At 74.3% G+C, this 21,074-nt stretch carries 22 protein-coding genes and 1 riboswitch; of the genes, 1 reads left to right on the forward strand and 21 read right to left on the reverse strand.

Features of this window, described 5'->3' with window-relative positions:
- Positions 1–13: 13 nt before the first annotated feature.
- Genes ACPPVS_RS09355 through ACPPVS_RS09385 form a run of 7 tightly spaced genes read right to left on the reverse strand, consistent with a single transcriptional unit; the run spans position 14 to position 7,339 of the window.
- Positions 14–2,857 carry a DEAD/DEAH box helicase gene (locus ACPPVS_RS09355; RefSeq protein ID WP_426595828.1) on the reverse strand — a complete coding sequence of 948 codons (2,844 nt, stop codon included), beginning with the start codon at positions 2,855–2,857 and terminating at the stop codon, positions 14–16.
- A gap of 51 nt (positions 2,858–2,908) precedes the next feature.
- The gene (locus tag ACPPVS_RS09360) at positions 2,909–3,826 is read right to left on the reverse strand and encodes a diacylglycerol/lipid kinase family protein (RefSeq protein WP_426595830.1); all 918 of its coding nucleotides are present in this window, start codon (positions 3,824–3,826) and stop codon (positions 2,909–2,911) included.
- Positions 3,823–4,611 (reverse strand): twin-arginine translocase subunit TatC, encoded by a 789-nt coding sequence (gene tatC / locus ACPPVS_RS09365; RefSeq protein ID WP_426595936.1) that lies wholly within the window; start codon positions 4,609–4,611, stop codon positions 3,823–3,825. Before tatC ends, ACPPVS_RS09360 begins: the two co-directional genes overlap by 4 nt.
- A gap of 43 nt (positions 4,612–4,654) precedes the next feature.
- Positions 4,655–4,951: a Sec-independent protein translocase subunit TatA gene (gene tatA, locus ACPPVS_RS09370; RefSeq protein ID WP_426595832.1), complete on the reverse strand. Its 297-nt coding sequence runs from the start codon at positions 4,949–4,951 to the stop codon at positions 4,655–4,657.
- 60 nt (positions 4,952–5,011) lie between these two features.
- On the reverse strand, positions 5,012–5,341 hold the full coding sequence (locus tag ACPPVS_RS09375; protein ID WP_426595834.1) for a hypothetical protein: 330 nt from the start codon (positions 5,339–5,341) through the stop codon (positions 5,012–5,014).
- Positions 5,342–5,343: 2 nt separating this feature from the next.
- Positions 5,344–6,318 (reverse strand): helix-turn-helix transcriptional regulator, encoded by a 975-nt coding sequence (locus ACPPVS_RS09380; RefSeq protein ID WP_426595835.1) that lies wholly within the window; start codon positions 6,316–6,318, stop codon positions 5,344–5,346.
- Positions 6,311–7,339, reverse strand: a complete 1,029-nt coding sequence (locus ACPPVS_RS09385; protein WP_426595837.1) for a helix-turn-helix transcriptional regulator — start codon at positions 7,337–7,339, stop codon at positions 6,311–6,313. The genes ACPPVS_RS09380 and ACPPVS_RS09385 overlap by 8 nt, the downstream gene beginning before the upstream one ends.
- A gap of 34 nt (positions 7,340–7,373) precedes the next feature.
- On the opposite strand from ACPPVS_RS09385, the gene ACPPVS_RS09390 reads away from it, so the two are divergent.
- Complete coding sequence (locus ACPPVS_RS09390) at positions 7,374–8,498, forward strand: DUF3866 family protein (RefSeq protein WP_426595839.1); 1,125 nt, start codon at positions 7,374–7,376, stop codon at positions 8,496–8,498.
- Here the strand turns inward: ACPPVS_RS09390 and ACPPVS_RS09395 are convergent.
- The 14 genes from ACPPVS_RS09395 to ACPPVS_RS09460 form a co-directional block, all read right to left on the reverse strand.
- Positions 8,491–9,219 (reverse strand): 2-phosphosulfolactate phosphatase, encoded by a 729-nt coding sequence (locus tag ACPPVS_RS09395; RefSeq protein WP_426595841.1) that lies wholly within the window; start codon positions 9,217–9,219, stop codon positions 8,491–8,493. The two genes, ACPPVS_RS09390 and ACPPVS_RS09395, sit on opposite strands and share 8 nt — an antisense overlap.
- A 10-nt stretch (positions 9,220–9,229) precedes the next feature.
- Entirely contained in the window at positions 9,230–9,682 is a 453-nt protein-coding gene (locus tag ACPPVS_RS09400; protein WP_426592010.1) for a PH domain-containing protein, read from the reverse strand.
- Positions 9,670–10,518 carry an ATP phosphoribosyltransferase gene (gene hisG / locus ACPPVS_RS09405; protein ID WP_426592011.1) on the reverse strand — a complete coding sequence of 283 codons (849 nt, stop codon included), beginning with the start codon at positions 10,516–10,518 and terminating at the stop codon, positions 9,670–9,672. The genes ACPPVS_RS09400 and hisG overlap by 13 nt, the downstream gene beginning before the upstream one ends.
- A gap of 11 nt (positions 10,519–10,529) precedes the next feature.
- Positions 10,530–10,793, reverse strand: coding sequence for a phosphoribosyl-ATP diphosphatase (locus ACPPVS_RS09410; protein WP_426592012.1), 264 nt, complete (start codon positions 10,791–10,793; stop codon positions 10,530–10,532).
- Positions 10,790–11,497 (reverse strand): nicotinamide riboside transporter PnuC, encoded by a 708-nt coding sequence (gene pnuC / locus ACPPVS_RS09415; protein ID WP_426592013.1) that lies wholly within the window; start codon positions 11,495–11,497, stop codon positions 10,790–10,792. Before pnuC ends, ACPPVS_RS09410 begins: the two co-directional genes overlap by 4 nt.
- Positions 11,498–11,965, reverse strand: a complete 468-nt coding sequence (gene ribH, locus ACPPVS_RS09420) for a 6,7-dimethyl-8-ribityllumazine synthase (RefSeq protein ID WP_426592014.1) — start codon at positions 11,963–11,965, stop codon at positions 11,498–11,500.
- Positions 11,962–13,317 carry a 3,4-dihydroxy-2-butanone-4-phosphate synthase gene (gene ribB, locus ACPPVS_RS09425; protein ID WP_426592015.1) on the reverse strand — a complete coding sequence of 452 codons (1,356 nt, stop codon included), beginning with the start codon at positions 13,315–13,317 and terminating at the stop codon, positions 11,962–11,964. The genes ribH and ribB overlap by 4 nt, the downstream gene beginning before the upstream one ends.
- Positions 13,314–13,919 (reverse strand): riboflavin synthase, encoded by a 606-nt coding sequence (locus ACPPVS_RS09430; RefSeq protein ID WP_426592016.1) that lies wholly within the window; start codon positions 13,917–13,919, stop codon positions 13,314–13,316. Before ACPPVS_RS09430 ends, ribB begins: the two co-directional genes overlap by 4 nt.
- Positions 13,920–14,972, reverse strand: coding sequence for a bifunctional diaminohydroxyphosphoribosylaminopyrimidine deaminase/5-amino-6-(5-phosphoribosylamino)uracil reductase RibD (gene ribD / locus ACPPVS_RS09435; RefSeq protein ID WP_426592017.1), 1,053 nt, complete (start codon positions 14,970–14,972; stop codon positions 13,920–13,922).
- Positions 14,973–15,046: 74 nt separating this feature from the next.
- A riboswitch (FMN riboswitch) is annotated at positions 15,047–15,179 on the reverse strand.
- A 47-nt stretch (positions 15,180–15,226) separates the two neighbouring features.
- Entirely contained in the window at positions 15,227–15,889 is a 663-nt protein-coding gene (rpe, locus tag ACPPVS_RS09440) for a ribulose-phosphate 3-epimerase (protein ID WP_426592018.1), read from the reverse strand.
- A 21-nt stretch (positions 15,890–15,910) separates the two neighbouring features.
- A complete protein-coding gene (locus ACPPVS_RS09445; protein WP_426592019.1) occupies positions 15,911–17,407 on the reverse strand; it encodes an RsmB/NOP family class I SAM-dependent RNA methyltransferase in 1,497 nt (498 codons plus the stop codon).
- Positions 17,404–18,342, reverse strand: a complete 939-nt coding sequence (locus tag ACPPVS_RS09450; RefSeq protein WP_426592020.1) for a methionyl-tRNA formyltransferase — start codon at positions 18,340–18,342, stop codon at positions 17,404–17,406. Before ACPPVS_RS09450 ends, ACPPVS_RS09445 begins: the two co-directional genes overlap by 4 nt.
- Before the next feature lie 10 nt (positions 18,343–18,352).
- A complete protein-coding gene (locus ACPPVS_RS09455; protein ID WP_426592021.1) occupies positions 18,353–18,967 on the reverse strand; it encodes an HAD-IA family hydrolase in 615 nt (204 codons plus the stop codon).
- Positions 18,964–21,015 carry a primosomal protein N' gene (locus ACPPVS_RS09460; RefSeq protein WP_426595937.1) on the reverse strand — a complete coding sequence of 684 codons (2,052 nt, stop codon included), beginning with the start codon at positions 21,013–21,015 and terminating at the stop codon, positions 18,964–18,966. Before ACPPVS_RS09460 ends, ACPPVS_RS09455 begins: the two co-directional genes overlap by 4 nt.
- Between the last annotated feature and the right edge of the window lie 59 nt (positions 21,016–21,074).

Genomic DNA, 21,074 nt, shown 5'->3' on the forward strand with positions numbered 1-21,074 from the left:
GCACGATAGAGCCCTAGACCGACGAGTACGCGACCACTCCGCGCCGGAGCGCCTCCACGGCCTTGCGCGCGGTGTCCCGGACCCGGTCGGTGGGCGCCGCCTGCGAGATCTGGTCGAGCACGTCGATGACCTGCTTGCACCAGCGCACGAAGTCGCCGGCGGACAGCTCCTTGCCCTTGAGCACGGCGTCCAGGCTGCGTCCGGCCGCCCACCGGTGCACGGCCTCGACCAGGCCGGTGTCGAGCGGCTGGGTCGTCTCGACCTTGTGCGCCGCCTCGAGGTCGTCGAGCTCCGACCACGCCCGGACGGTCGCGTCGAGCGCCACCCCGAGCCTGCTCGCGGGCCCGCCGGGCACGTGCGGCTCGCCCTGGTCGTCGCGCCGCGACCGGTACACCAGCGCGGACACGGCGGCCGCGAGCCCCGGCGCGTCGAGCTCGTCGAAGACGCCGCGGCGCAGGCACTCCGCCAGCAGGAGGTCGTTCTCGGCGTAGATCCGACGCAGCCAGCGGCCCTCCGCGGTGACCTCGAGGGTCCCGCGGCCGCCCTCGTCGGACTGCGACAGGTAGCCCAGGCCGAGCAGGACGTCGCAGATGCGGTCGAACACGGCTGCGATCGAGCCCGTGCGGCCCGCGATCCGGGCGACGAGCGCGTCGTGCTCGTCGGACAGGCGCGCCCAGCGCTCGGCCCAGCGCATGTGGTCCTCGCGGTCCGGGCACCCGTGGCACGGGTGCGCGCGCATCCTGCGGCGCAGCTCGGCGATCTCGGCGTCGTCGGTGGCGGCTGTGCGTCGTGTCGGCCGGACCTTGCCCTTGCCCTTGCCCGAGGTGTGCGCGTGGCCACCGTCGCTCACGGCCGTGCGGAGCTGCGCCGCGAGGTCGCGACGAGCCGCCGGGACGCGCGCGGTGAAGCCCTTGGGCACGCGCAGGAACCCGACGGTCCGCGCGCCGGTGCCGACGTCCGCCACGGTGAGCTTGCGGACCTGCCGGTCGACCGTCAGCACGGTCGGCTTGGGTCCGTCGAACCCGGCCTCACCGCCGGGGTCGATGACCAGCACGTGCCCGGAGCGACGACCGACCGGGATCTCGAGCACGTCGCCGGGCCGCAGACCCTCGAGCGTCCGGGCCACCTCGGCCCGCCGTGCGGATGCCTGGGCGCGCGTGAGGTCCTTCTCGCGGGCGGTGATCTGACGGCGGAGCGACGCGTACTCCGTGAAGTCGCCCTGGTGGCACTCCATGGCCTTGGCGTACCCGTCCAGCGCCTCCGTGTGGGCCTGGGCCTGCCGCGCCAGGCCGACGACGCCCCGGTCGGCCTGGAACTGCGCGAACGACGTCTCCAGGACCTCGCGGGCACGGTCGCGGCCCACCTGGGCGACCAGGTTGACGGCCATGTTGTACGTCGGGCGGAAGCTGGACTTGAGGGGGTACAGGCGCTTGGACGCCAGGCCGGCCAGCTGCACCGGGTCGAGCCCGGAGTGCGCGACGACGACCGCGTGACCTTCCGTGTCAATGCCGCGCCGGCCGGCGCGGCCGGTCAGCTGCGTGTACTCCCCCGGCGTCACGTCGACGTGGTTGGAGCCGTCCCACTTGACCAGCTTCTCCAGCACCACCGACCGCGCGGGCATGTTGATGCCGAGCGCCAGCGTCTCGGTGGCGAACACGACCTTGACCAGGCCCTGCGAGAACAGGTCCTCGACGGTCTCCTTGAACAGCGGCAGCATCCCGGCGTGGTGCGCGGCCACGCCGCGGCTCAGCGCCTCTGCGAACTCCCAGTACCCGAGGACGGGCAGGTCCTCGGGAGGCACCGCGGCGCACTTCTCCTCCACGATCATCCGGATGCGCGCCGCCTCGGCCGGCGTGGTCAGGCGGACGCCGGCCGCGAGGCACTGCTGCACGGCCCCCTGGCAGCCCGCCCTCGAGAAGATGAACACGATCGCGGGCAGGAGGCCGTCCGCCTCCAGGGCGTCGACGACGGCGAACCGCGGGGTGGGACGGCCGCCTCCGGGGCGGCTGGGCCGGTGCGCCTGCCTGCCCTTGTGCCCCGGCCCGCGCCGACCGATCGGCTCCTCCTCGCGGTTGCTGCGGCGCAGGAGGTGGCTGAGGTCCGGGTTGATCGGGGGGTCGACGCCGGGGTCGGTCGGGTCGACGTGGCCGGCGTACAGGTCGAGGAGCTCGCCTCGTACAAGCACGTGCTGGCCGAGCGGCACGGGCCGGTGCTCGCTGACGACGACGGTCGTGTCACCCCGGACGGTGGCCAGCCAGTCGCCGAACTCCTCGGCGTTGGAGACGGTGGCCGACAGGGACACCAGCTGGACGTCGTCGGTGAGGTGGATGATCACCTCCTCCCAGACCGGGCCACGGAACCGGTCGGCGAGGTAGTGCACCTCGTCCATGACCACGAACCCGAGGCCTTGGAGGGTGGACGAGCCCGCGTACAGCATGTTGCGGAGCACCTCGGTCGTCATCACGACGACGGGGGCGTCGCCGTTGATCGTGGTGTCGCCGGTGAGCAGACCGACCTTCTCGGCGCCGTAGCGGCGGACCAGGTCCCCGTACTTCTGGTTCGACAGCGCCTTGATCGGCGTCGTGTAGAACGCCTTGCGGCCCGACTCCAGCGCCAGGTGCACCGCGAACTCGCCCACCACCGTCTTGCCCGCCCCGGTGGGCGCCGCGACCAGCACGCCGCTGCCGCGCTCGAGCGCGAGGCAGGCGTCGATCTGGAACTCGTCGAGGGGGAAGCTCAGCAGCTCCCGGAACCGGGACAGCTCGGTGCGCTCCACCTCGGCCCGGCGCCGCGACGCCGCGTAGCGCTCGGCCGGAGAAGGTTCAGCGGACGGGGTCGACTTCCGAGTGCGGGCCACCACACGCACACCCTAGGCACACGTGGCGCCGCGCAGGCTCCGGCGCGCGCGTCAGCACAGGACGGACAGGGCCCCGGGCTCGACGGTGACGCGCAGGGGCAGCGGGCCGACGCGCTCACCGTCGGCGAACGCGGCCGGGGGCAGGCCACCGAGGTCGGTCAGCGGCTCGATGAGGACGGAGGTGCTGCGGAAGACGTCCACGGAGGGGTGGGACACGTGCTTGCCGCCGTAGATGCCGGGGAAGATCTTCACCACGCCGGTCTTGCTGAACGGTCCGGCGACGACCACGTCCAGCAGGCCGTCGTCGACCACGGCATCGGGTGCGATCTTGAGGCCGCCGCCGATCCAGGGCACGTTCGCGACGGCGACGAGCGTGCCGGTCGACTCCCAGACCTGGTCGTCCATCGTGACGCGGTAGCCGTACGGCTCGAACCGCGGCAGCTCGGCCAGCAGCGCTCGCACGTAGCGGCCCGACCCCTTGGGCCAGGTCATCTCGTTGGCCCGGGCGTTGATCGCGGCGTCGAACCCGCAGGACAGCACGCCGAGGAACCACTCGTGGGCGGCCGTCCCGGGCGGGCCGACCCGGACCGCGTCCACGCGCCGCGGGCCTGCGGCGAGACCGTGCTCGATGACCGCGACGCCGGCGTCGACGTCGCCGGGCTTCGGCAGGCCGAGCGTGCGGGCGATGTCGTTGCCGGTGCCCGCCGCGACGATGCCCAGCGGCAGGTGGGTCTCCGCGACGACGTTGACGCCGAGGTGGACCATCCCGTCACCGCCGACGACCACCAACGCGTCGAGCCCGTCGAGGACGGCGGCCCGGGCGCGGTCGGTGGCCAGCGCGAGCGAGGCCGCCGACAGGTCCTGCACCTCGTGCCCGCGGGCCCGCAGCAGCTCGTGCGTCCGTCGTCCGGCGGCCGTCCCGCGGCCCTTGCCGGCGGTGGGGTTCACCACGACGCCGAGCCGGGTCACGCCGAGCCCTCCGGCGGGTCGCCCGGCAGGTAGCCGTCCAGCGTCGGCAGCCCGGCGGCGAGCCGCGCGCGGTTGATGCGCCGGTCGTGCAGCTCGCAGACGAAGAGCGCGATGAAGTACAGGCCGCAGATCGGCAGCGCGACCATGAGCATGGTGATCGCGTCGGGCGTCGGGGTCATCACCGCCGCGAAGACGAACGCGATCATCACGGCCCAGCGCCAGCTGCGCCGCCAGAACGCCGCGGTGCCGATGCCGGCGAAGTTCAGGGCGACCATGATGACCGGCAGGAGGAACGCCAGGCCGAAGGCCAGCATCAGGCGCATCACGAACCCCAGGTACACCTGGGCGTCGATGAAGTTCGCCGCTCCCTTCGGAGTGAACCCGGTGAGCAGCCGCACGGCGTTGGGCAGCGCCCACCAGGCGAGGTAGGCGCCGAGGAGGAACAACGGCACGGCGGCGCCGACGAACCCGAACGCGTACCCCCGCTCCTTGCGGGTCAGGCCCGGCGTGATGAACGCCCAGAGCTGGTAGATCCACCACGGGCTGGAGATCAGGACGCCGAGGAAGAACGAGACCTTGATCTGCATGTCGAACGAGGCGGCCAGGCCGGGGAAGTTCAGGGTGATCAGGGCGTCGCGGGACTTCGCGACGTCGAGGATCGGACGTTGCAGCGCCTGGAACACCGGCGTGTACAGGAACCAGCCGGCGATCGCTCCGACCAGGATGCCCAGCCCGGCGAGGAACACCCGGTGGCGGAGCTCGACCAGGTGGGCCCGCAGCGGCATCCGGCCGCCGGGTTCGTCCCCGCGGCGGTCACTCACGTGCGGGTCAGGCCTTCGGCGGGGTGGAGCCCTCGGTCGGCTCGGGCCGGTCCGGGCTCGGCACGACCGGTTGCTGCACCACGACCGGTGGCGGGGTCGCGATCGTGTTCTGCGCGTTCGGCGGGGTGTTGGGCGTCGCGTCCGTCGTCGGCTCGTCGTCGCGCAGGTCCTTGACCTCGGACTTGAAGATCTTCAACGACTGGCCGACGCTCTTGGCGACGTCCGGGAGCCGCTTCGCCCCGAAGAGGACGATCACGATGATGAGCAGCAGGACGATGTGCCAGCCTTCGAAGATGCCCCTCATGGCACACACCCTCCCTCGCCGAGTCGATGACCGTCCGATCCTACCCGCGGTGCGTCCCGGTCAACGCCAGTAGGCGCGCCACGACCGCCGGGTCGCCTCGCGCCGGTCGGACCTCGCCACCCGCCGTCCCGCCGCCGCGACCCGCAGCTCGGCATACCGGTCGTACATCTGCGCGGGGTCCGCGAAGAGCGTCGGACCCGTGTCCGGGCGCAGCGCGGCGGCGGCCGCCTGGAGCTCGTCCACCCGGGCGGCAAGCTGCTCGGCCACCTCCGCGGCATGCCCGAGCTCCCGCGCCAGCGCCGTGCCCGACCGCCACAGCCGACGGCCCAGGAAGAACGCGCCGGCCAGCGTCGCCAGCACCAGCACCGTCCACACCGAGAACCAGAGCATCCTCAGACCCCCGACTCGGCGAGCTCGCCGTACGCCCGCAGCGCCGCACGTGCAGACGTCGCCACCTCTTCGGCCACCCGGCGGGGCCGCACGTCCAGGACGTCGTCCGCGACCTGCAGCACGAGGTGGCGCAGCCAGGACTCCTGCACGATCCGCAGGTCGATCTCGAACGAGCCGTCGTCGTGGTTGCGCACGGCGTCGACCGGCGCCGTCTCGGCGACCCATCGTGCACGGCTGGTCAGGTGCAGCGTCACCAGCTCACCCTCGGGTCCGGGGGCGAACAGGTGCGCGCGGTCGCTGACCTGGTGGTCCAGGCTCGGCTCGTCGAGGACATGGGCCTCGAGCACGCGGTCGATGCGGAACAGCCGCTCGCCGTCCACGAGCAGGCACCAGGCGAGCAGGTACGAGCGCTCGTCGTCGGTGGCCAACCGGATCGGGTCGACGTCCCGCTCCGTCGTGATGTCCGCCGCGTTCACGTAGCGCAGGTGCAGGCGACGACCCTCGCGCAGCGCCGTCGCGACCGCGACGGCCACGTCGGGTGCCGCGTCGACCGCGAGCCGCACGTCGACGGCGGCGGCGGCGTCGCCGGTCGCAGCGGTGAGCTTGCCGAGCGCGGACCGCAGCACCGCTGCGCGCTCGGGGTCCATCGCGGAGCCGAGCGCCGCGTCGAGGGCCCGCAGCGCCGCGACGAGCGCCACGGCCTCGCGGGCACCCAGGCGCAGCGGCCGCGTCATGCCGCGGGACTCGGTCAGGCGGACGACGCCCTGCTCGTAGGACGCGGCGTCGAAGTCGATGAGGTCGTGCGGGTAGTACCCCGGCGTGCCCGTCACCCACAGCGTGTCGATGTCGGACATCACCTGGCTCGTCGTCACCCCGAAGTGCGCGGCGATGTTCTCGACGGACACGCCCTCGTGGCGGTCGAGGTACGTGATCATCCCGAGCATCCGCAGGAGCCGGTCGCTGGCGCGCTCAGCCATCGACGCCCACCCCCTCCTGGTCCAGGACCGCGGCCGTCGCGAGCAGGTGCAGCACGTGCCGACGCAGGCTCAGCGGGGCGAGGACGACGACGGCCGCGCCGTAGCCGACGAGCTCCTCGGCGAGCTCCCACTCGGCGTGGAAGGGCACGTGGACGAGCTCACGGTTGGCGACCAGCGGGGCGGTGACCGGGTCGGCGGTCCAGTCCGGGGCGTCGGGCGGCGCGGGGACAGCACGGGCGCGGGGGGCGCTCGCGCGCTCGGGCAGGACGGCGAGCGTCGCGATCGACTCCGGCCCGGACCCCCAGGTGCGCAGGGCAGCCGCGAGGTCCTCGGGCGCCGGCGCGTCGAACGACCCGGGGTCCCCCGCGGGACGCACCGCGCCCTCGATGCGGCTGAGGCGGTAGGACCGGCTCGCGCCGCGGTCCCGGTCGAGGCCGACGAGCACCCAACCGCCGCGGCGCGCGAGGAGCTTCCACGGTTCGACGACCCGGTCGCGGACCTCGCCCGTGGTCGCGGCGCGGTAGGTGAACCGCACGGGCTGACGCGCCTGGACGGCGTCGACGAGCGGGCTGAACGCGCCACCACCCGCCCTGACGCGGGGGGCCAGACCGGCGACGAGGTCCGTCGACTCGACGCCCTCACCGACGGCGCGCAGCTTGGTCAGCGCGCGCGAGGTGTCGGCCCGCACCGCCTGGTCCTGCCACACCTGGGCCGCCATGGCCAGCACGCCCAGCTCGGCGGCGGTCAGGTCGAGCGGCGGCAGCGCGTACGCGTCCAGGTCCACCCGGTAGCCGATGTCGTCGCCGTGGCCCGCGTCGGTGATGGTCAGAATCGGGATGCCCAGGTCGCGCAGCGTGTCCTTGTCGCGCTCGAACATCCGCTCGAAGGCGTCGTCCGACGGCGCCTCCTGGTACCCGGCGACGCTCGTGCGCACCTGCTCCTTCGTCATCCGGCCCGCAGTGTTGACCAGGGCGATGACGAGGTTGAGCAGGCGCTCGGCAGGGGCGATCTGAGCGGGCATCGAGGACCACCGTAGTGGCCGGTAGCGTGGTCGGGTGATCACGTGGCGGGCTGGCGTCGTGGTGTCGCTCGGATCCACGTGGCCGGGCGCCGCCGAGGTGACCGTCGAGCTCGAGTCGCCGGTCGGTGACCTGACGGCCGGCGCGCCGGTGCGCGCCCTCGCCTACCCCGCTCTCGTCGGCTCGCCGGAGATCGGCGATCGCGTCCTGCTGAACGTCTCCGCCCTCGCGCGTGGGCTCGGCACGGGCGGCTACGCACTCGTCGTCGCGCGCCCGGACGCCCCGCCGACCGATCCGCCCGACGGTCCCGGTCACCTGGTCAAGGCCCGGTACACCCCGCTGCAGGCCATGGTGCTGGGCGTCGACGACCAGGAGTCCCCGCACCACGAGGTCCTGCGCGACGCCGACGACCTGGCCGACGTCCCGGTGGTCGTCGCGGACCTCCACTCAGCCCTGCCGGCCATCGTCGCCGGCGCCCGGTTCGCGTCGGCACGGGCCGGTCACGAGCCGCCGCGGATCGCCTACGTGATGACGGACGGCGGCGCGCTGCCGGCATGGTTCTCGCGCACGGTCGCCGGCCTGCGCAGCGCGGGGTGGCTCGCCGCCTGCGTGACGACCGGACAGGCGTTCGGGGGCGACCTCGAGGCAGTCACCGTGCACACCGGTCTGCTCGCGGCCCACCACGTCGTGGGCGCCGATCTCGTCGTCGTCGCCCAGGGACCCGGCAACCTCGGCACGGGGACGCGCTGGGGGTTCTCGGGCGTCGCTGCGGGCGAGGCGATCAACGCCGCCGCGACCCTCGGCGGCCGACCCGTCGCGTCGCTGCGGGTCTCCGGCGCCGACGCCCGCGAGCGACACCTCGGCGTCTCGCACCACTCGCTGACCGCCTACGGCAGGGTCGCGCTCGCTGCCGCGGACGTCGTCGTCCCCGTGTTCGAGCCCGGTGACCTGGCCGGGCTCGGGCACCGGATCGACGACCAGGTCGCGGCACTCTCCGCCCGGCACCGGCTCGTCCGCGTGCCCGCAGGACCCGACCTCCTCAGCGCTCTCGCGGGATCACCGGTCCGGCTCTCGACCATGGGGCGCGGTCTGGACGCCGACCCGGCCTCGTTCCTGGCGGCGGCAGCCGCGGGGGTCCACGCGGTCGACCTGCTCAGCTGACGAAGACCCCGTCGACGAGCCTCGGCACGGAGGTGCTCGCACCGACCTCGGCCGCGATGTCCACGTCCTCACCGAAGCCGGCGCTGACGAGCTCTCGTCCGCTGGCGCACGCGCGCAGCGCCTCGCGTTCCACGCCACGCACCGACCGGTAGGCCGCCGCAGCCGACGATGCCTCCGGAGAGAGCACGCCACCGGCTGCCCGCAGGTGCTCGAGCACCGCGCCCGCACCCCACAGGTCCTCGGCCGCGGGTCGCAACGACCCGTCCGGCCAGGCCTCCCCCGCAGCGACCACCAGCACCCGGTCGACGCTTCCCACCGCGGATGCCACCGCCTCGGCGTTCCGAAGGCACGCGCCGACGACCGACGTGCCCAGCGCCGCCAGCCGATGACTGATCGTCGACCCGTTGGGCGACGGGAGGACGAGCGGGCCGGGCCCGGCCCAGCGGCGCAGGCTCGCAGGCGAGAGCGACGGTCCGGCCCTCAGGGACCGTGGCCCGGCCAGGGTCGCGGACCGGTCCGCCGCGAGCCGGGCCGCGTCGTCGGCGCCTCCGGGGTGCGGCAGGACCCTGATGCCGAGATCGGCGGCGACCGACAGCGTCGTGCTGAACGACAGCACGTCGACCACGACGGTGACGCCCGCCGTGGGTGCCAGGGCCTCGCCGCCGCGCAGACCCCACTCGAAGCACACCCCGAACCCAGCCTGCAGGTGGTCGACGTTCACCGGGGAGCTGTCAGTCGTCCTGGGACGTGGCCGTGTGCTGGGCCACGAGCGTCGCGAGCCGACGCGCCTCTGCCTCGGCGTACGCACCGTCCGCGCGCTGGATGCCCATGACCGCGAGCGTGTCGCCGTCGGCGAGGTCGAGCTGCACCCAGGCCCGACCGGAGCCGAAGCGCACCGAGACGATCTCGGCCCATTCCAGCCGCCGCGAGTACACCAGGTTCCGGACGGTCAGGCCGTCGTCGTCGGCCTCGGCCTTCACCGAGGCCTGGCGCACGCAGAACCCCGCGATCAGCAGCCCGATCACCGCGAACCCGAGCTGGTCGCCGAGGTTCAGCGTCGGCAGGAAGGCGATCAGGCATGCCGTCAGGACGAGGACGGTCACCGCCATGGCGAGCGTCACCACCCGCGCGGCGCGGGGTCGGAACGTCCGGTACGACGACGACACGACGGTCAGAGTCGGCACGCGTGGATGGACGTCACCAGGATGGCGCGCGCCCCGACGTCGTAGAGGGAGTCCATCACCCGGTTGGTCTGGTCCCGACGGACCATCGCGCGCACGGCCGCCCAGTCACGGTTGTGCAAGGGCGAGACCGTCGGCGACTCGAGCCCGGGCGTGATCGCCACGGCCGCGTCGACCAGCCCGAGGGGCACGTCGTAGTCCATGAGGACATACTCGCGCGCGGTGAGCACGCCCTGGATTCGGCGGGTCAGCACGTCGAGCCCGGCGGGTTCGACGCCGTCCGCGCGACGGACCAGGACGGCCTCCGAGAGAAGGATCGGCTCGGCGAAGATCTCGAGCCCGGCCGCGCGCAGCGTGGTGCCGGTCTCGACGACGTCGGCGATCACGTCCGCCACGCCGAGTTTGATCGCGGACTCGACGGCACCGTCCAGCCGGACGACGCCCGCCGGCTCGACGCCGAGCGAGCGCAGGTAGCCACCGACCAGCACCGGGTAGCTCGTCGCGACCCGTCGCCCGCCGACCTGCGCGACGTCGGTCCACTCCCCCGCCGTGCCGGCGAACCGGAACGTCGAGCGGGCGAACCCGAGCGGCAGGTGCTCGACGGCCGCCGACTGCGAGTCCAGCATCAGGTCGCGGCCGGTGATCCCGACGTCGACGGTGCCCGCGCCGACGTACACGGCGATGTCGCGCGGGCGCAGGAAGAAGAACTCGACGTCGTTGTCGGGGTCGGGCAGCACGAGCTCGCGGGAGTCGCGGCGCTGCTTGTAGCCCGCCTCCTTGAGCATCTCGGCGGCGGGCTCCGACAGGGAGCCCTTGTTCGGGACGGCGATCCTCAGCACGGTCGTTCCTCTCAGAGGTGGGTGTACACGTCGGCGAGGGTCAGCCCGCGCGCGATCATCAACACCTGGAGGTGGTAGAGCAGCTGTGAGATCTCCTCGGCCGTCCGCTCGTCCGACTCGTACTCGGCCGCCATCCACACCTCGGCGGCCTCCTCGACGACCTTCTTGCCGATGCCGTGGACGCCGGAGTCGATCTCGGCGACGGTGCGGGAGCCGGCGGGGCGGGTGGTCGCCTTGTCCGCCAGCTCGGCGAACAGCGCGTCGAAGGTCTTCACTCGGCCAAGAGTAGGGGCTGCTGCGGGAGGCCCTGGTCGCCGTCCGCGGGCCGGTCGCGCGCCCGCTGACGCCACCAGACGACGAAGCCCCAGATGACGACGCCGGCATAGACGACGTAGAGGACGGCCGACGGGTAGTAGCCCGCCGAGAACAGCAACGGCACACCGACCGCGTCGACCGCGATCCAGATCAGCCAGAACTCGATCCAGCCGCGCGCCATGCCGTACGTCGCCAGGAACGAGCCGGTGAAGATCCAGGCGTCCGCCCAGGGACCCCAGGAGCCGAGCGCCTCGAAGATGCGTGCGAACACGACGGTGCCGACCACGCCGATGGTCACCAGCTGGATCCATCCGGAGCGGCCGGCCCAGTGCGGGACGACGCCGGGTGCGTCGGGGTCACCGTGCGCGCGACCCCGTGCCCGCGCCTGGCTCCACCGCACCCAGCCGTAGACCGAGACGATGACGAAGAACACCTGCCGGCCCGCCTGCCCGTACAGGTCACGAGCCTGGGGCGTGTGGAACACCCCGCCCAGGAACACGGTGAACAGCAGGACGTTGCCGACGATGCCGACCGGCCACGCCCAGACCTTGCGACGCATGCCGCCGATCGCTGACCCCAGGCCGAAGCCGTTGCCCACGATCTCGCGCCACAGGATCTGGTGGCCCGCGATGGTCCACGTCGCGTCGAACAGCCAGTTGTGCACTCAGAGGCCTCGCAGCGCCACCACGGTCGCCACGGCGGCCTCCGCCGCCTCGGCGCCCTTGTCCTCGTGCGATCCGGCCAGGCCGGCGCGGTCGAGCGCCTGGGCCTCGTCGTCGCAGGTCAGGACCCCGAACCCGACGGGGATGCCCGTGGACGTCGCGACGTCGGTCAGGCCGAGCGTCGCCGCCTGGCACACGTACTCGAAGTGCGGTGTCCCGCCGCGGATGACCACGCCGAGCGCGACGACGGCGTCCGCACCGGCGGTCACGGCCGCGCGGGCGGCCACGGGCAGCTCGAACGTGCCGGGTACACGGATGATCGTGACGTCGTCGACGTGCGCGGCCGCCAGCGCACGCTCGGCCCCCGCGAGCAGCCCGTCCATGACGACGGTGTGCCAGCTCGCGGCGACGACGACGACCTTCAAGCCGCTGCCGTCGACGGTCAAGGTGGGTGCTCCAGCACCGCTCATGCCAGGTCCTCCAGGTTCTCGAACGCGTGGTCCTCGTGGTCCGCGCCGGGCAGTGCCGGGGTCGCGTGCACCGGCGCGACGGGGATCGGGTCGCGCTCGGTGCCGGGTGCCAGGTGCAGCAGGTGGCCCATCGACGTCGCCTTGGTGCGCAGGTAGGCCTCGTTCTGCGGCGTCCGCCCGACCTCGAGGCTGCGGATCTCTGCGACGTCGATGCCGTGTGCCCGCAGCCCGGCCACCTTGGCCGGGTTGTTGGTGAGCAGGCTGATCCGCTTGACTCCCAGGTCGGTGAGGATCGCGGCGGCCGCGCCGTACTCGCGCCGGTCCGCCGGCCAGCCGAGGTCGAGGTTGGCCTGGACCGTGTCCCGGCCCGCGTCCTGCAGCGCGTAGGCGGCCACCTTGGCCAGCAGCCCGATCCCCCGCCCTTCGTGCCCGCGCAGGTAGACGACCGCCCCGCCCTGCGCGGCCGCGAGCTCGAGCGCCGCGTCGAGCTGCGGGCCGCAGTCGCAACGGGCGGAACCGAACGCGTCTCCCGTGAGGCACTCGGAGTGCACGCGGACCACCGGGTGCTCGGCCAGGCCGCCCGTCGGGACGAGGGCGACGTGCTCGGCACCGGTCCGCAGGTCGCGGTAGCCGTGGATGCGGAACTCGCCGTGCTTGGTGGGCAGGTAGGCGGTGTGCGTGGCGTGCACGCGCTCGCGCGCCGGGGCCGCGACGGCGACCTCGCTGGTCACGTCGTCGTCGTGGGCCGTCCGCCAGGCGACGATGTCCTCGATGGTCAGGAGCACGAGCCCCTCGGCCTCCGCCAGCGCCGACGAGTCGTCGAGCCGGGTCATCGTCCCGTCGTCGTTGACCAGCTCGGCGATCGCGCCGACGGGCTCAAGCCCGGCGAGGCGGCACAGGTCGACGGCGGCCTCCGTGTGTCCCCCGCGGTGCAGGACGCCGCCGGGAACGGCACGCAGCGGGAGCACGTGACCCGGCCGGATGAGGTCCTCGCGGCCTGAGGCCGGGTCGGCCAGCACGCGCAATGTCCGGGCGCGGTCGGCGGCCGAGATGCCCGTGCTGACGCCGGTCGCCGCGTCGACGGTGACCGTGTACGCCGTCCGGCGAGGGTCCTGGCTGTGCGGCACCATCAGCGGCAGGTCGAGCGCGTCCGCGCGGGACGCGGGCATCGGCGCGCACAGGTAGCCCGACGAGTGCCGGATGGTCCACGCGATCCACTCGGGCGTCGCCGACTGCGCGGCCAGGATGACGTCCGCCTCGTTCTCGCGGTCCGGGGAGTCGGCGACGAGCACCGGACGACCCTGCCGCAGGGCCTCGAGCGCGTCCTCGACCGTGCCCAGACGGACGCTCATCGCAGCACCCCCGCCGAGCTCAGCAGGCGTTCGGTGTACTTGGCCAGGACGTCGACCTCGATGTTCACGCGCGCTCCGGGTGCCAGGGTGCCGAGGGTCGTGCCCTCGAGCGTGGTGGGGATCAGGGAGACACCGAACGACTCGTCGGTGACGTGGGTGACGGTCAGGGAGATCCCGGAGACCGCGATCGAGCCCTTCTCGGCGATGTACCGCGCGAGCCCGGGCGCGAGCCCGATCTCGACGTCGTCCCAGCGCGGTCCGGGGGTGCGGCGCAGGATCGTGCCGACGCCGTCGACATGACCCTGCACGACGTGGCCGCCGTACCGGCCGCCGACCGCCAGGGCGCGCTCGAGGTTGACCGAGCTGGACACGCCCAGGTCCTCCAGGGCGCTGCGGCGCAGCGTCTCGGGCATGACGTCGGCCCAGAACGAGCCGTCGCCGGGCAGCTCGGTGACCGTCAGACAGACGCCGGAGACGCTGATCGAGTCACCGAGACGGGCGTCCGAGACCACCAGCGGGCCCCGCACGCGCAGACGGGCGTCCTGCGGCCCCTGCTCGACGGCCTCCACGGTGCCGACCTCTTCGACGATTCCGGTGAACATTCAGTGCTCCTCGCGTTCTGGTGTGGCGACGATCAGGACGTCCGGGCCGAGCGGCAGCACCGAACGGGTGGTCAGACGGACGGCCGCGCCGATGGACGTGATTCCCAGGTCGGCCAGCGCCGGCGGGCCCGCGCCGAGCAGGACGGGCGCCACGTACGCGTGCACCTCGTCGACCAGCCCGGCCCGGACGAACGCGGCGGCGACGGTCGGGCCGCCCTCGACGAGGACGTGCCGGACCTCGCGTGCGGTCAGCTCGGCGAGCACCTCGGCCGGGTCGTGGGTGCGCACCGTCAGCAGCTCGCCCCCCGGGCCCCGGAGGCGCGCCCCGGCGGGAATGTCCCGGTGACCGACGACCACCCGCAGCGGCTGGTCACCGTGCAGCTCCCCGGCGGCGTTCCGCGCGGTGAGCGACGGGTCGTCGGCCAGCGCCGTGCCCGTGCCGACCACGATCGCGCCCACCTCGGCCCGCAGGTCGTGGGCATGGTGACGCGAGACCTCGGACGTGATCCACCGGCTCGACCCGTCCGCGGCGGCGATCCGGCCGTCCAGGGAGGTCGCCAGCTTCAGCGTCACGAACGGGCGACCGCGCTCGACCGACGCCAACCACGCACCGAGCACCGCGCGACCCTCGTCGGCGAGCACGCCCGTCGTCACGTCGACGCCGGCCTCGCGCAGCCGTTGGGCGCCGCCCGCGGCGACGGGGTTCGGGTCGACGACCGAGACGACGACGCGGCCGACGCCGGCGGCGATCAGCGCCTCGGAGCACGGCCCGGTGCGGCCGGTGTGGTTGCAGGGTTCCAGCGTGACGACCGCGGTGGCGCCCACGGTGTCGGTGCCCCGCGCGGACGCGTCCACGAGGGCGGCGACCTCGGCGTGCGCCGTCCCTGCTCCGCGGTGCCAGCCCTCGCCGATGACGTCACCGCTGGGGCTCCGCAGGACGGCACCCACACGCGGGTTCGGGCCGCCGGCCGGGCCTCGACGGGCCAGCTCGAACGCGTGCCGCAGCGCGGTCAGCTCGGCGTGAGCGACCTGCGCGACCTCCGTGCTGGACATGCTCACCTCCGGGCGCGATGGCTCCGGGGTATGGGCGGCAGGAAGGGTCCCGCTACCACGGCGCACAGCGCCGCCACGTGATCCTCCCATCCGGACTTTCACCGTCGGTCCTGGAGTTCCACCAGGTCAACCGCCCGATCCTTGCGGACCGGTCGGGTCGCGGACTATCACCGCCGGCTCGGAATTACACCGACCCCGGAGCACGTGTATGTGTTCGTACTGCGCCAACGATCATGCCACACGAGGCATTCCCGTCACGCGACGGAACCGTCCGCCAGCAGCCGCAGCGCGTTGATCTCGCCCCCGATGTCGGCCGCCCCGTAGACCGCCGACCCGGCGACGAACACGTTGGCGCCGGCCTGCGCGATGCGCCCGATCGTGTCGCGCGCGACCCCACCGTCCACCTGCAGCCAGGTCGACGCGCCGGACTCCTCGATCGCCTGCCGGGTGCGTCGGATCTTGGGCAGCATGCCCTCGATGAACGACTGGCCGCCGAACCCGGGTTCCACGGTCATGACGAGCACCATGTCGAACTCGTCCAGCAGGTCCAGGACGGGCTCGACGGACGACGCGGGCCGCAGGGCGATGCCGGCCCGGACGCCGTTGGCCCGCAGCTCGCGCGCGAGGCGCACGGGCGCCTGCGTGGCCTCCGCGTGGAACGTCACCGAGGCGGCTCCGGCCGCCGCGTACTCGGGGGCCCACCGGTCGGCGTCGTCGATCATCAGGTGCACGTCGAGCGGGACCGGCGACACCTGCGCGATGCGGTGCACGATCGGCAGCCCGAGCGTGAGGTTCGGGACGAAGTGGTTGTCCATGACGTCGACGTGCACGAAGTCCGCGGCGGCGATCGCGGCGAGGTCCCGCTGCAGGTTGACGAAGTCGGCGGACAGGATGCTCGGGTTGATCAGCGCAGGCACGCGACCAGCCTAGTCAGCGCGCTACGACCTGCGTCGCAGCAGGGTCAGGTGCATCGCGTCCGTGCCGTGCACGTGCGGCCACAGCTGGACGTCGAGCCGTCCCGCGGGCAGGTCGACCTCCCCGGACGCGATCGAGCGCACCACGGCCTGGGCGTCGAGCACCTCGATGCTCAGCCCCTCGCGAGCCGCCGCACGCAGGCCGTCCTTGACCACGAGCTGGGTCTCGACGAGGTGCGGCGAGCACGTCACGTAGGCGACGATGCCCCCGGGACGCACGGCATGCAGCGCCGAGAGCAGCAGCTCGCGCTGCAGGGCGCCGAGCACCGGCAGGTCGGCCGGGCTGCGCCGCCAGCGTGCCTCCGGGCGGCGACGCAGGGCTCCCAGACCGGTGCACGGCGCGTCGACCATCACCCGGTCGAACGACGACGGCTCGTCAGCACCCACCCGTCGTCCGTCGCCGGTGCGCACGTCCTCGACCGCGTCCGCGGGCACGGCCCGCAACGCCTGCTCGACCAGCTGCGTGCGGTGCGGCTGCAGCTCGTTGGCCACGATGCGCGCCCCGCGCTCCCCCGCGACCGCCGCGAGCAGCGCCGCCTTCCCGCCGGGTCCCGCGCACAGGTCGAGCCACCGTTCGTCGCGACCCTCGAGCGGCACCGCGGTGAGCGCGAGGGCGACCAGCTGGCTGCCCTCGTCCTGGACCCCGGAGCGGCCGTCACGGACGCTCGTCAGCGCTGCCGGGTCGCCGCCGGCCAGCACCACCGCGGTCGGTGTGAGCGTGCCGCGCGAGGAGCCGGTCGCGTCGGCGAGGACCTCGTCGGCGTCCGCGAGTCCGGGCCGCGCCACCACCGTGACGTGCGGTGCCACGTTGTCGGCGACGAGCAGCTCCTCGAGCTCGCCGGCGGACCGGCCGTGCCCCACCAGAGCCTCGCGCAGCGCGCGCACGACCCAGACCGGATGGCTCTGCACCGCGGCGAGCGCCTCGAGCTCGTCGACGCCCTCGGTGATGCGCTCCTCCCAGACGTCGAGCGGCTCGCGCCCGATCGCGCGCAGCACCGCGTTGACGAACTGGGACGCCCCCGTGCCCAGCTGCTCCCGGGCCAGCCCGACGGTCTCGGAGACCGCGGCGTGGGCGGGCACGCGCATGCCGAGCAGCTGGTGCGCGCCGAGCCGCAGGACGTCGAGCACGGGCGGGTCGATCTTGTCGGTCGGGCGGGCGGCGGCGAGCGTGATGATCGCGTCGTACCTGCCCTGCAGCCGCAGCGTCCCGTAGGCCAGCTCGGTGGCGAACGCGGCGTTGCGCGCGTCGAGCCGGCGTTCGCGCAGCAGCGGCGGGAGCACGAGGTTCGCGTAGGAGTCGGTGCCGGCCACGGCGCGCAGGACGTCGTACGCGGCCGTGCGGGCCGCGTCGCTGCCCTTCCGGCGCCGCGACGGTGCCGACGACGAGCGCTGCGTGCGTCCCTGCGCGCGAGCCGCCCCGCGCTGCCGGCCGGTCGCGTCGCGGCGGTCGTCGGCGGTCATGCCGCGCCGCCCAGCACGATCGCGTCCTCGAGCCGCGCACCGCGGGCCCAGTCGGCCGCGGCCATCGGGCGCTTGCCCTGCGGCGTGACGTCGCCCAGGCGGACAGCGTGCCCCGCCGTGCCGACGAGCACGTCCCGCCTACCCGCCCTGACCTCGCCCGGGGAGAGATCGTTGACGTCCGGGACGCCGACGACGGGACCCAGGCCGAGGCGCGAGCCGTCGGGCAGGGTGGTCCACGCGCCGGGCGCGGGCGTGCAGCCGCGGATCCGACGGTCGACGGCGTGCGGCGGCTGCGACCAGCGGACCTGCGCGTCCCGCGTCTCCAGCTTCGGCGCGTGGCTCACGCCGTCGGTGCTCTGCTCGACCGGGCTCAGGATCCCGTCCTCGATCGCGTCCAGCGTCTGCACCAGGAGCCCGGCACCCGCGACGGCCAGCCGCGCGAGCAGGTCCCCGGCCGTGTCCCGCGGGCGGATCGTCTCCGTGAGAAAGCCGTAGACCGGCCCCGTGTCCAGACCGGCCTCGAGGCGGAACGTGGAGGCTCCCGTGACCTCGTCCCCGGCGATCAGCGCGTGCTGCACGGGTGCCGCGCCACGCCACGCGGGCAGCACCGAGAAGTGCAGATTGACCCAGCCGTGCACCGGCACGTCGAGCAGCGCGGGAGGGATGAGAGCCCCGTAGGCCACCACCGGCGCCGCGTCGACCGCCAGCTCGGCCAACCGGGCCTGGAAGGCCTCGTCGCGCGGCCGGTCGGGGGTGAGCACTTCCAGCCCCGCCTCCAGCGCACGGGCCTTCACGGCACTCACGCCGGACGTCCGGCCCCGACCCGACCGGGCGTCGGGACGGGTCAGGACGGCGACCACCTCGTGGCGGGACGCCAGGACGGCCTCGAGCGACGGCACCGCGGCCGCGGGAGTTCCGGCGAAGAGCAGTCGCATGGCGTCGATCCTAGGTGCGCGGCAGCAGCACCCCGTGCGCGAGCAGCCACGCGCGCAGGTCGTCCGCCGTGGTGAACAGGACGCCCTGCAGGCCGATCCCCGCGGCGGCGGCGACGTTCGGGGCCGAGTCGTCGGTGAAGACCGTCGATGCCGGATCGAGGTCGAAGCGGTCGACCAGCAGCCGGAAGATCCGTTCGTCGGGCTTGGCCAGCCCGACGCTCCCGGAGACCAGGACGTCCTCCAGCAGCCCGATCGCGGGTGCCGCCGGCTCGGCCAGGTGGAAGGTCTCGGATGACCAGTTGGTCAGGCCGAGCGTGCGGACGCCCGCGGCGACGAGGTCGCGCACGAGCCGCTCGGAGCCCGGCACCGGGCCGGGCAGCGCGTCGGCGAAGTGGTCGACGTAGACGTCGAGGGCGGCCTCGTGCTGCGGGAAGCGGGCCCGGACCTCGGCCTTCGCCTGTGCCCACGGTCGGCCGGCGTCCTGGTGGTGGTTGAAGGACGGGAAGTCGACGTCCGCGAAGAACGCCTCGACGGAGCCCACGTCCATCCGGCCGACGAACGGACCGTACGGGTCCCAGCGCACGAGCACCTGGCCCAGGTCGAAGACCACCGTGTCGACGCTCACCCCAGGTCCGCCGGGTCGAGCTGGACCCGCACGGTGCCACCCTCGCGTCGCGCGCTGCGGACCGCCTGCGACGCGGCCAGCGACCGGGCGAGCGCGGCACCCTGCGTGCGCGGCACGCGGACCAGGGCGCGGACCTCCTGCTCCAGGGCCTCGGTCCGCGAGTCGACCGGCACGGGTCCCAGCACCTCGAGCTGCGGGACGTCGAGCCGGCCGACGAGCGTGTCGACGGCGTCCCGGGGGCCGGTGACCGACGCGATCCGGACGATCGGTGGCAGCGCGAGGGCCGCGCGCTCGCCGAGCTCACGCGACGCGTACCCGGCCGGGTCCCAGCGGACCAGTGCCTGGGTCGCGCGCTCCTCGGCGTCGCCGACGAGCAGGACCACTCCCCCGTCCGTCGCCGGGCGCACCAGGGCGGCGGCCGCGAGCCACCGGCGCAACGCGTCCTCACCGGTCCGCAGCGCGGCGCCGGCCGTGCTCACGGAGGCGTCGAGCAGCAGGGCCGCCGCGTACCCACCGGGCGCCACCGGTTCCGCGCCGGGTGTCGAGACGACGACGGCCGGCACGTCAGGCACGCTCGCCAGGACGCCGCCGGCAGCCCGCGCGCCGGACACGCGCACGGGCACGCCCGGGAACGCGCGCCCGAGCTCCTCGGCGGTGCGCTCGGACCCGACACGCACCGAGCGCAACGCCGGCGACCCGCACTCGGTGCAGCGCCAGTCGGTGGCCAGCCGCCCGCACCACCCGCACGTGGGCACGGCCGACGCGGACGCCAGGCCGAGCGGCCCATGACAGACCCCGCACCGCGCGGCCGCCCGGCACCGTCCGCACGCGACCGCGGGCAGGTAGCCGGCGCGCGGCACCTGCACGAGAACGGGACCGTCGGCCAGCCGGTCGCGGACGGTCCGCCACGCCGGTGCGGGCAACCGGGCGGCCGCGGCCGGCCCCTCCCGCGCCAGCTCGACCGACGTCAGCGCCTGCACCCGGGGCGCCCGGGCGCGGGTGGTGGGGCGGTCCGCGGCCACCTCGCGCGCCCAGCCGCTCTCGACCAGGGCCTGCGCCTCGACGCTCCGGCCGTGCGCCGCGACCAGCAGGGCGCAGGACTCGAGCTCCGAGCGCAGGGCCAGGACCTCCCGCACGTGCGGATAGGGCGCCCGCGGCTCCGCGTGGAGCGGGTCACCGTCGTCCCACACGACCGCGAGGCCGAGGTCACGGACGGGCGCGAACGCCGAGGCGCGGGTGCCGACGACCACGTCCGCGCGGCCCCGCAGCGCCGCCAGGAACGACCGGTAGCGCGCCGCCGGACCGTCGTCGGCGGCCAGCCGTACCGCACCCCCGGCCGTGCCGGGCACCCAGCGCGGGATCCCGGCGCCCGCCAGGGCCTCGAGCACCCGGTCGATGTCGCGCGCGTCGGGCACGACGACGAGCGCACCACGACCGCCGAGCACGCACGCGGCCACAGCCTGGGCGATCGCCTCCGGCCAGCGCTCGCCCGCGACGCCCGGGAGTGCCGACCACACGGCGCGGGGCGCGCCGCGGGCGGTCAGGTGCGCCAGGAACGCCGGACCGCCGCGATAGGCCGCCCACGCGGTGGCCGAGGCGACGGGCACGGCCGCAGGGTCGGGGGCGCCCGGGTCCTCCGCCTCGACGCGGGCGTGCCGGGCGGGCACCGCGAGCCGCAGGACGTCGGCGAGGGTGCCGGCCCACCGGTCGGCGACCGCCCGCGCCAGTCGCGCGACGGGCGCCGCGAGCACGGGCTCGGTCGAGACGACCTTGCGCAGCGGCGCCAGGACGCCGTCATGCTCCGCCTCGGGCACGCGCTCCAGCACGTAGCCGTTGACGTCCTGACCGCCGAACCGCACCTTGACGCGGGTGCCCGGGACGGCCGTCTCGGCCAGCGCGGCCGGCACGAGGTACTCGAACAGACGGTCCAGGTGGGCGGGCGGCAGGTCGATGCAGACCCGTGCCACGGGCAGCACCTCCGCGGCCACGACGCCCGCGGGCGCCGGGCGGCCCCGGCGTCGCGGCCGTGGCAAGCCGTCGAGCACCATCTGCTCGCCGTCCGCGCTCACGTCCACGGGCTCATCCCATCACCCGCGACCCACGACGG

The organism is Cellulomonas sp. McL0617, assembly GCF_049994875.1.
In the GTDB taxonomy this organism is placed as follows: domain Bacteria; phylum Actinomycetota; class Actinomycetes; order Actinomycetales; family Cellulomonadaceae; genus Cellulomonas.

Excerpts from the sequence above, each read along its gene's own strand:
- tatC (WP_426595936.1), bottom strand. The coding sequence starts at position 4,611 with ATGCCGCTGCGGGCCCACCTGGTCGAGCTCCGCCACCGGGTGTTCCTC.
- tatA (WP_426595832.1), bottom strand. The coding sequence starts at position 4,951 with ATGAGGGGCATCTTCGAAGGCTGGCACATCGTCCTGCTGCTCATCATC.
- ACPPVS_RS09375 (WP_426595834.1), bottom strand. The coding sequence starts at position 5,341 with ATGCTCTGGTTCTCGGTGTGGACGGTGCTGGTGCTGGCGACGCTGGCC.
- ACPPVS_RS09380 (WP_426595835.1), bottom strand. The coding sequence starts at position 6,318 with ATGGCTGAGCGCGCCAGCGACCGGCTCCTGCGGATGCTCGGGATGATC.
- ACPPVS_RS09385 (WP_426595837.1), bottom strand. The coding sequence starts at position 7,339 with ATGCCCGCTCAGATCGCCCCTGCCGAGCGCCTGCTCAACCTCGTCATC.
- ribH (WP_426592014.1), bottom strand. The coding sequence starts at position 11,965 with ATGAGCGGTGCTGGAGCACCCACCTTGACCGTCGACGGCAGCGGCTTG.
- ribB (WP_426592015.1), bottom strand. The coding sequence starts at position 13,317 with ATGAGCGTCCGTCTGGGCACGGTCGAGGACGCGCTCGAGGCCCTGCGG.
- ACPPVS_RS09430 (WP_426592016.1), bottom strand. The coding sequence starts at position 13,919 with ATGTTCACCGGAATCGTCGAAGAGGTCGGCACCGTGGAGGCCGTCGAG.
- ribD (WP_426592017.1), bottom strand. The coding sequence starts at position 14,972 with ATGTCCAGCACGGAGGTCGCGCAGGTCGCTCACGCCGAGCTGACCGCG.
- ACPPVS_RS09445 (WP_426592019.1), bottom strand. The coding sequence starts at position 17,407 with ATGACCGCCGACGACCGCCGCGACGCGACCGGCCGGCAGCGCGGGGCG.
- ACPPVS_RS09450 (WP_426592020.1), bottom strand. The coding sequence starts at position 18,342 with ATGCGACTGCTCTTCGCCGGAACTCCCGCGGCCGCGGTGCCGTCGCTC.
- ACPPVS_RS09460 (WP_426595937.1), bottom strand. The coding sequence starts at position 21,015 with ATGGTGCTCGACGGCTTGCCACGGCCGCGACGCCGGGGCCGCCCGGCG.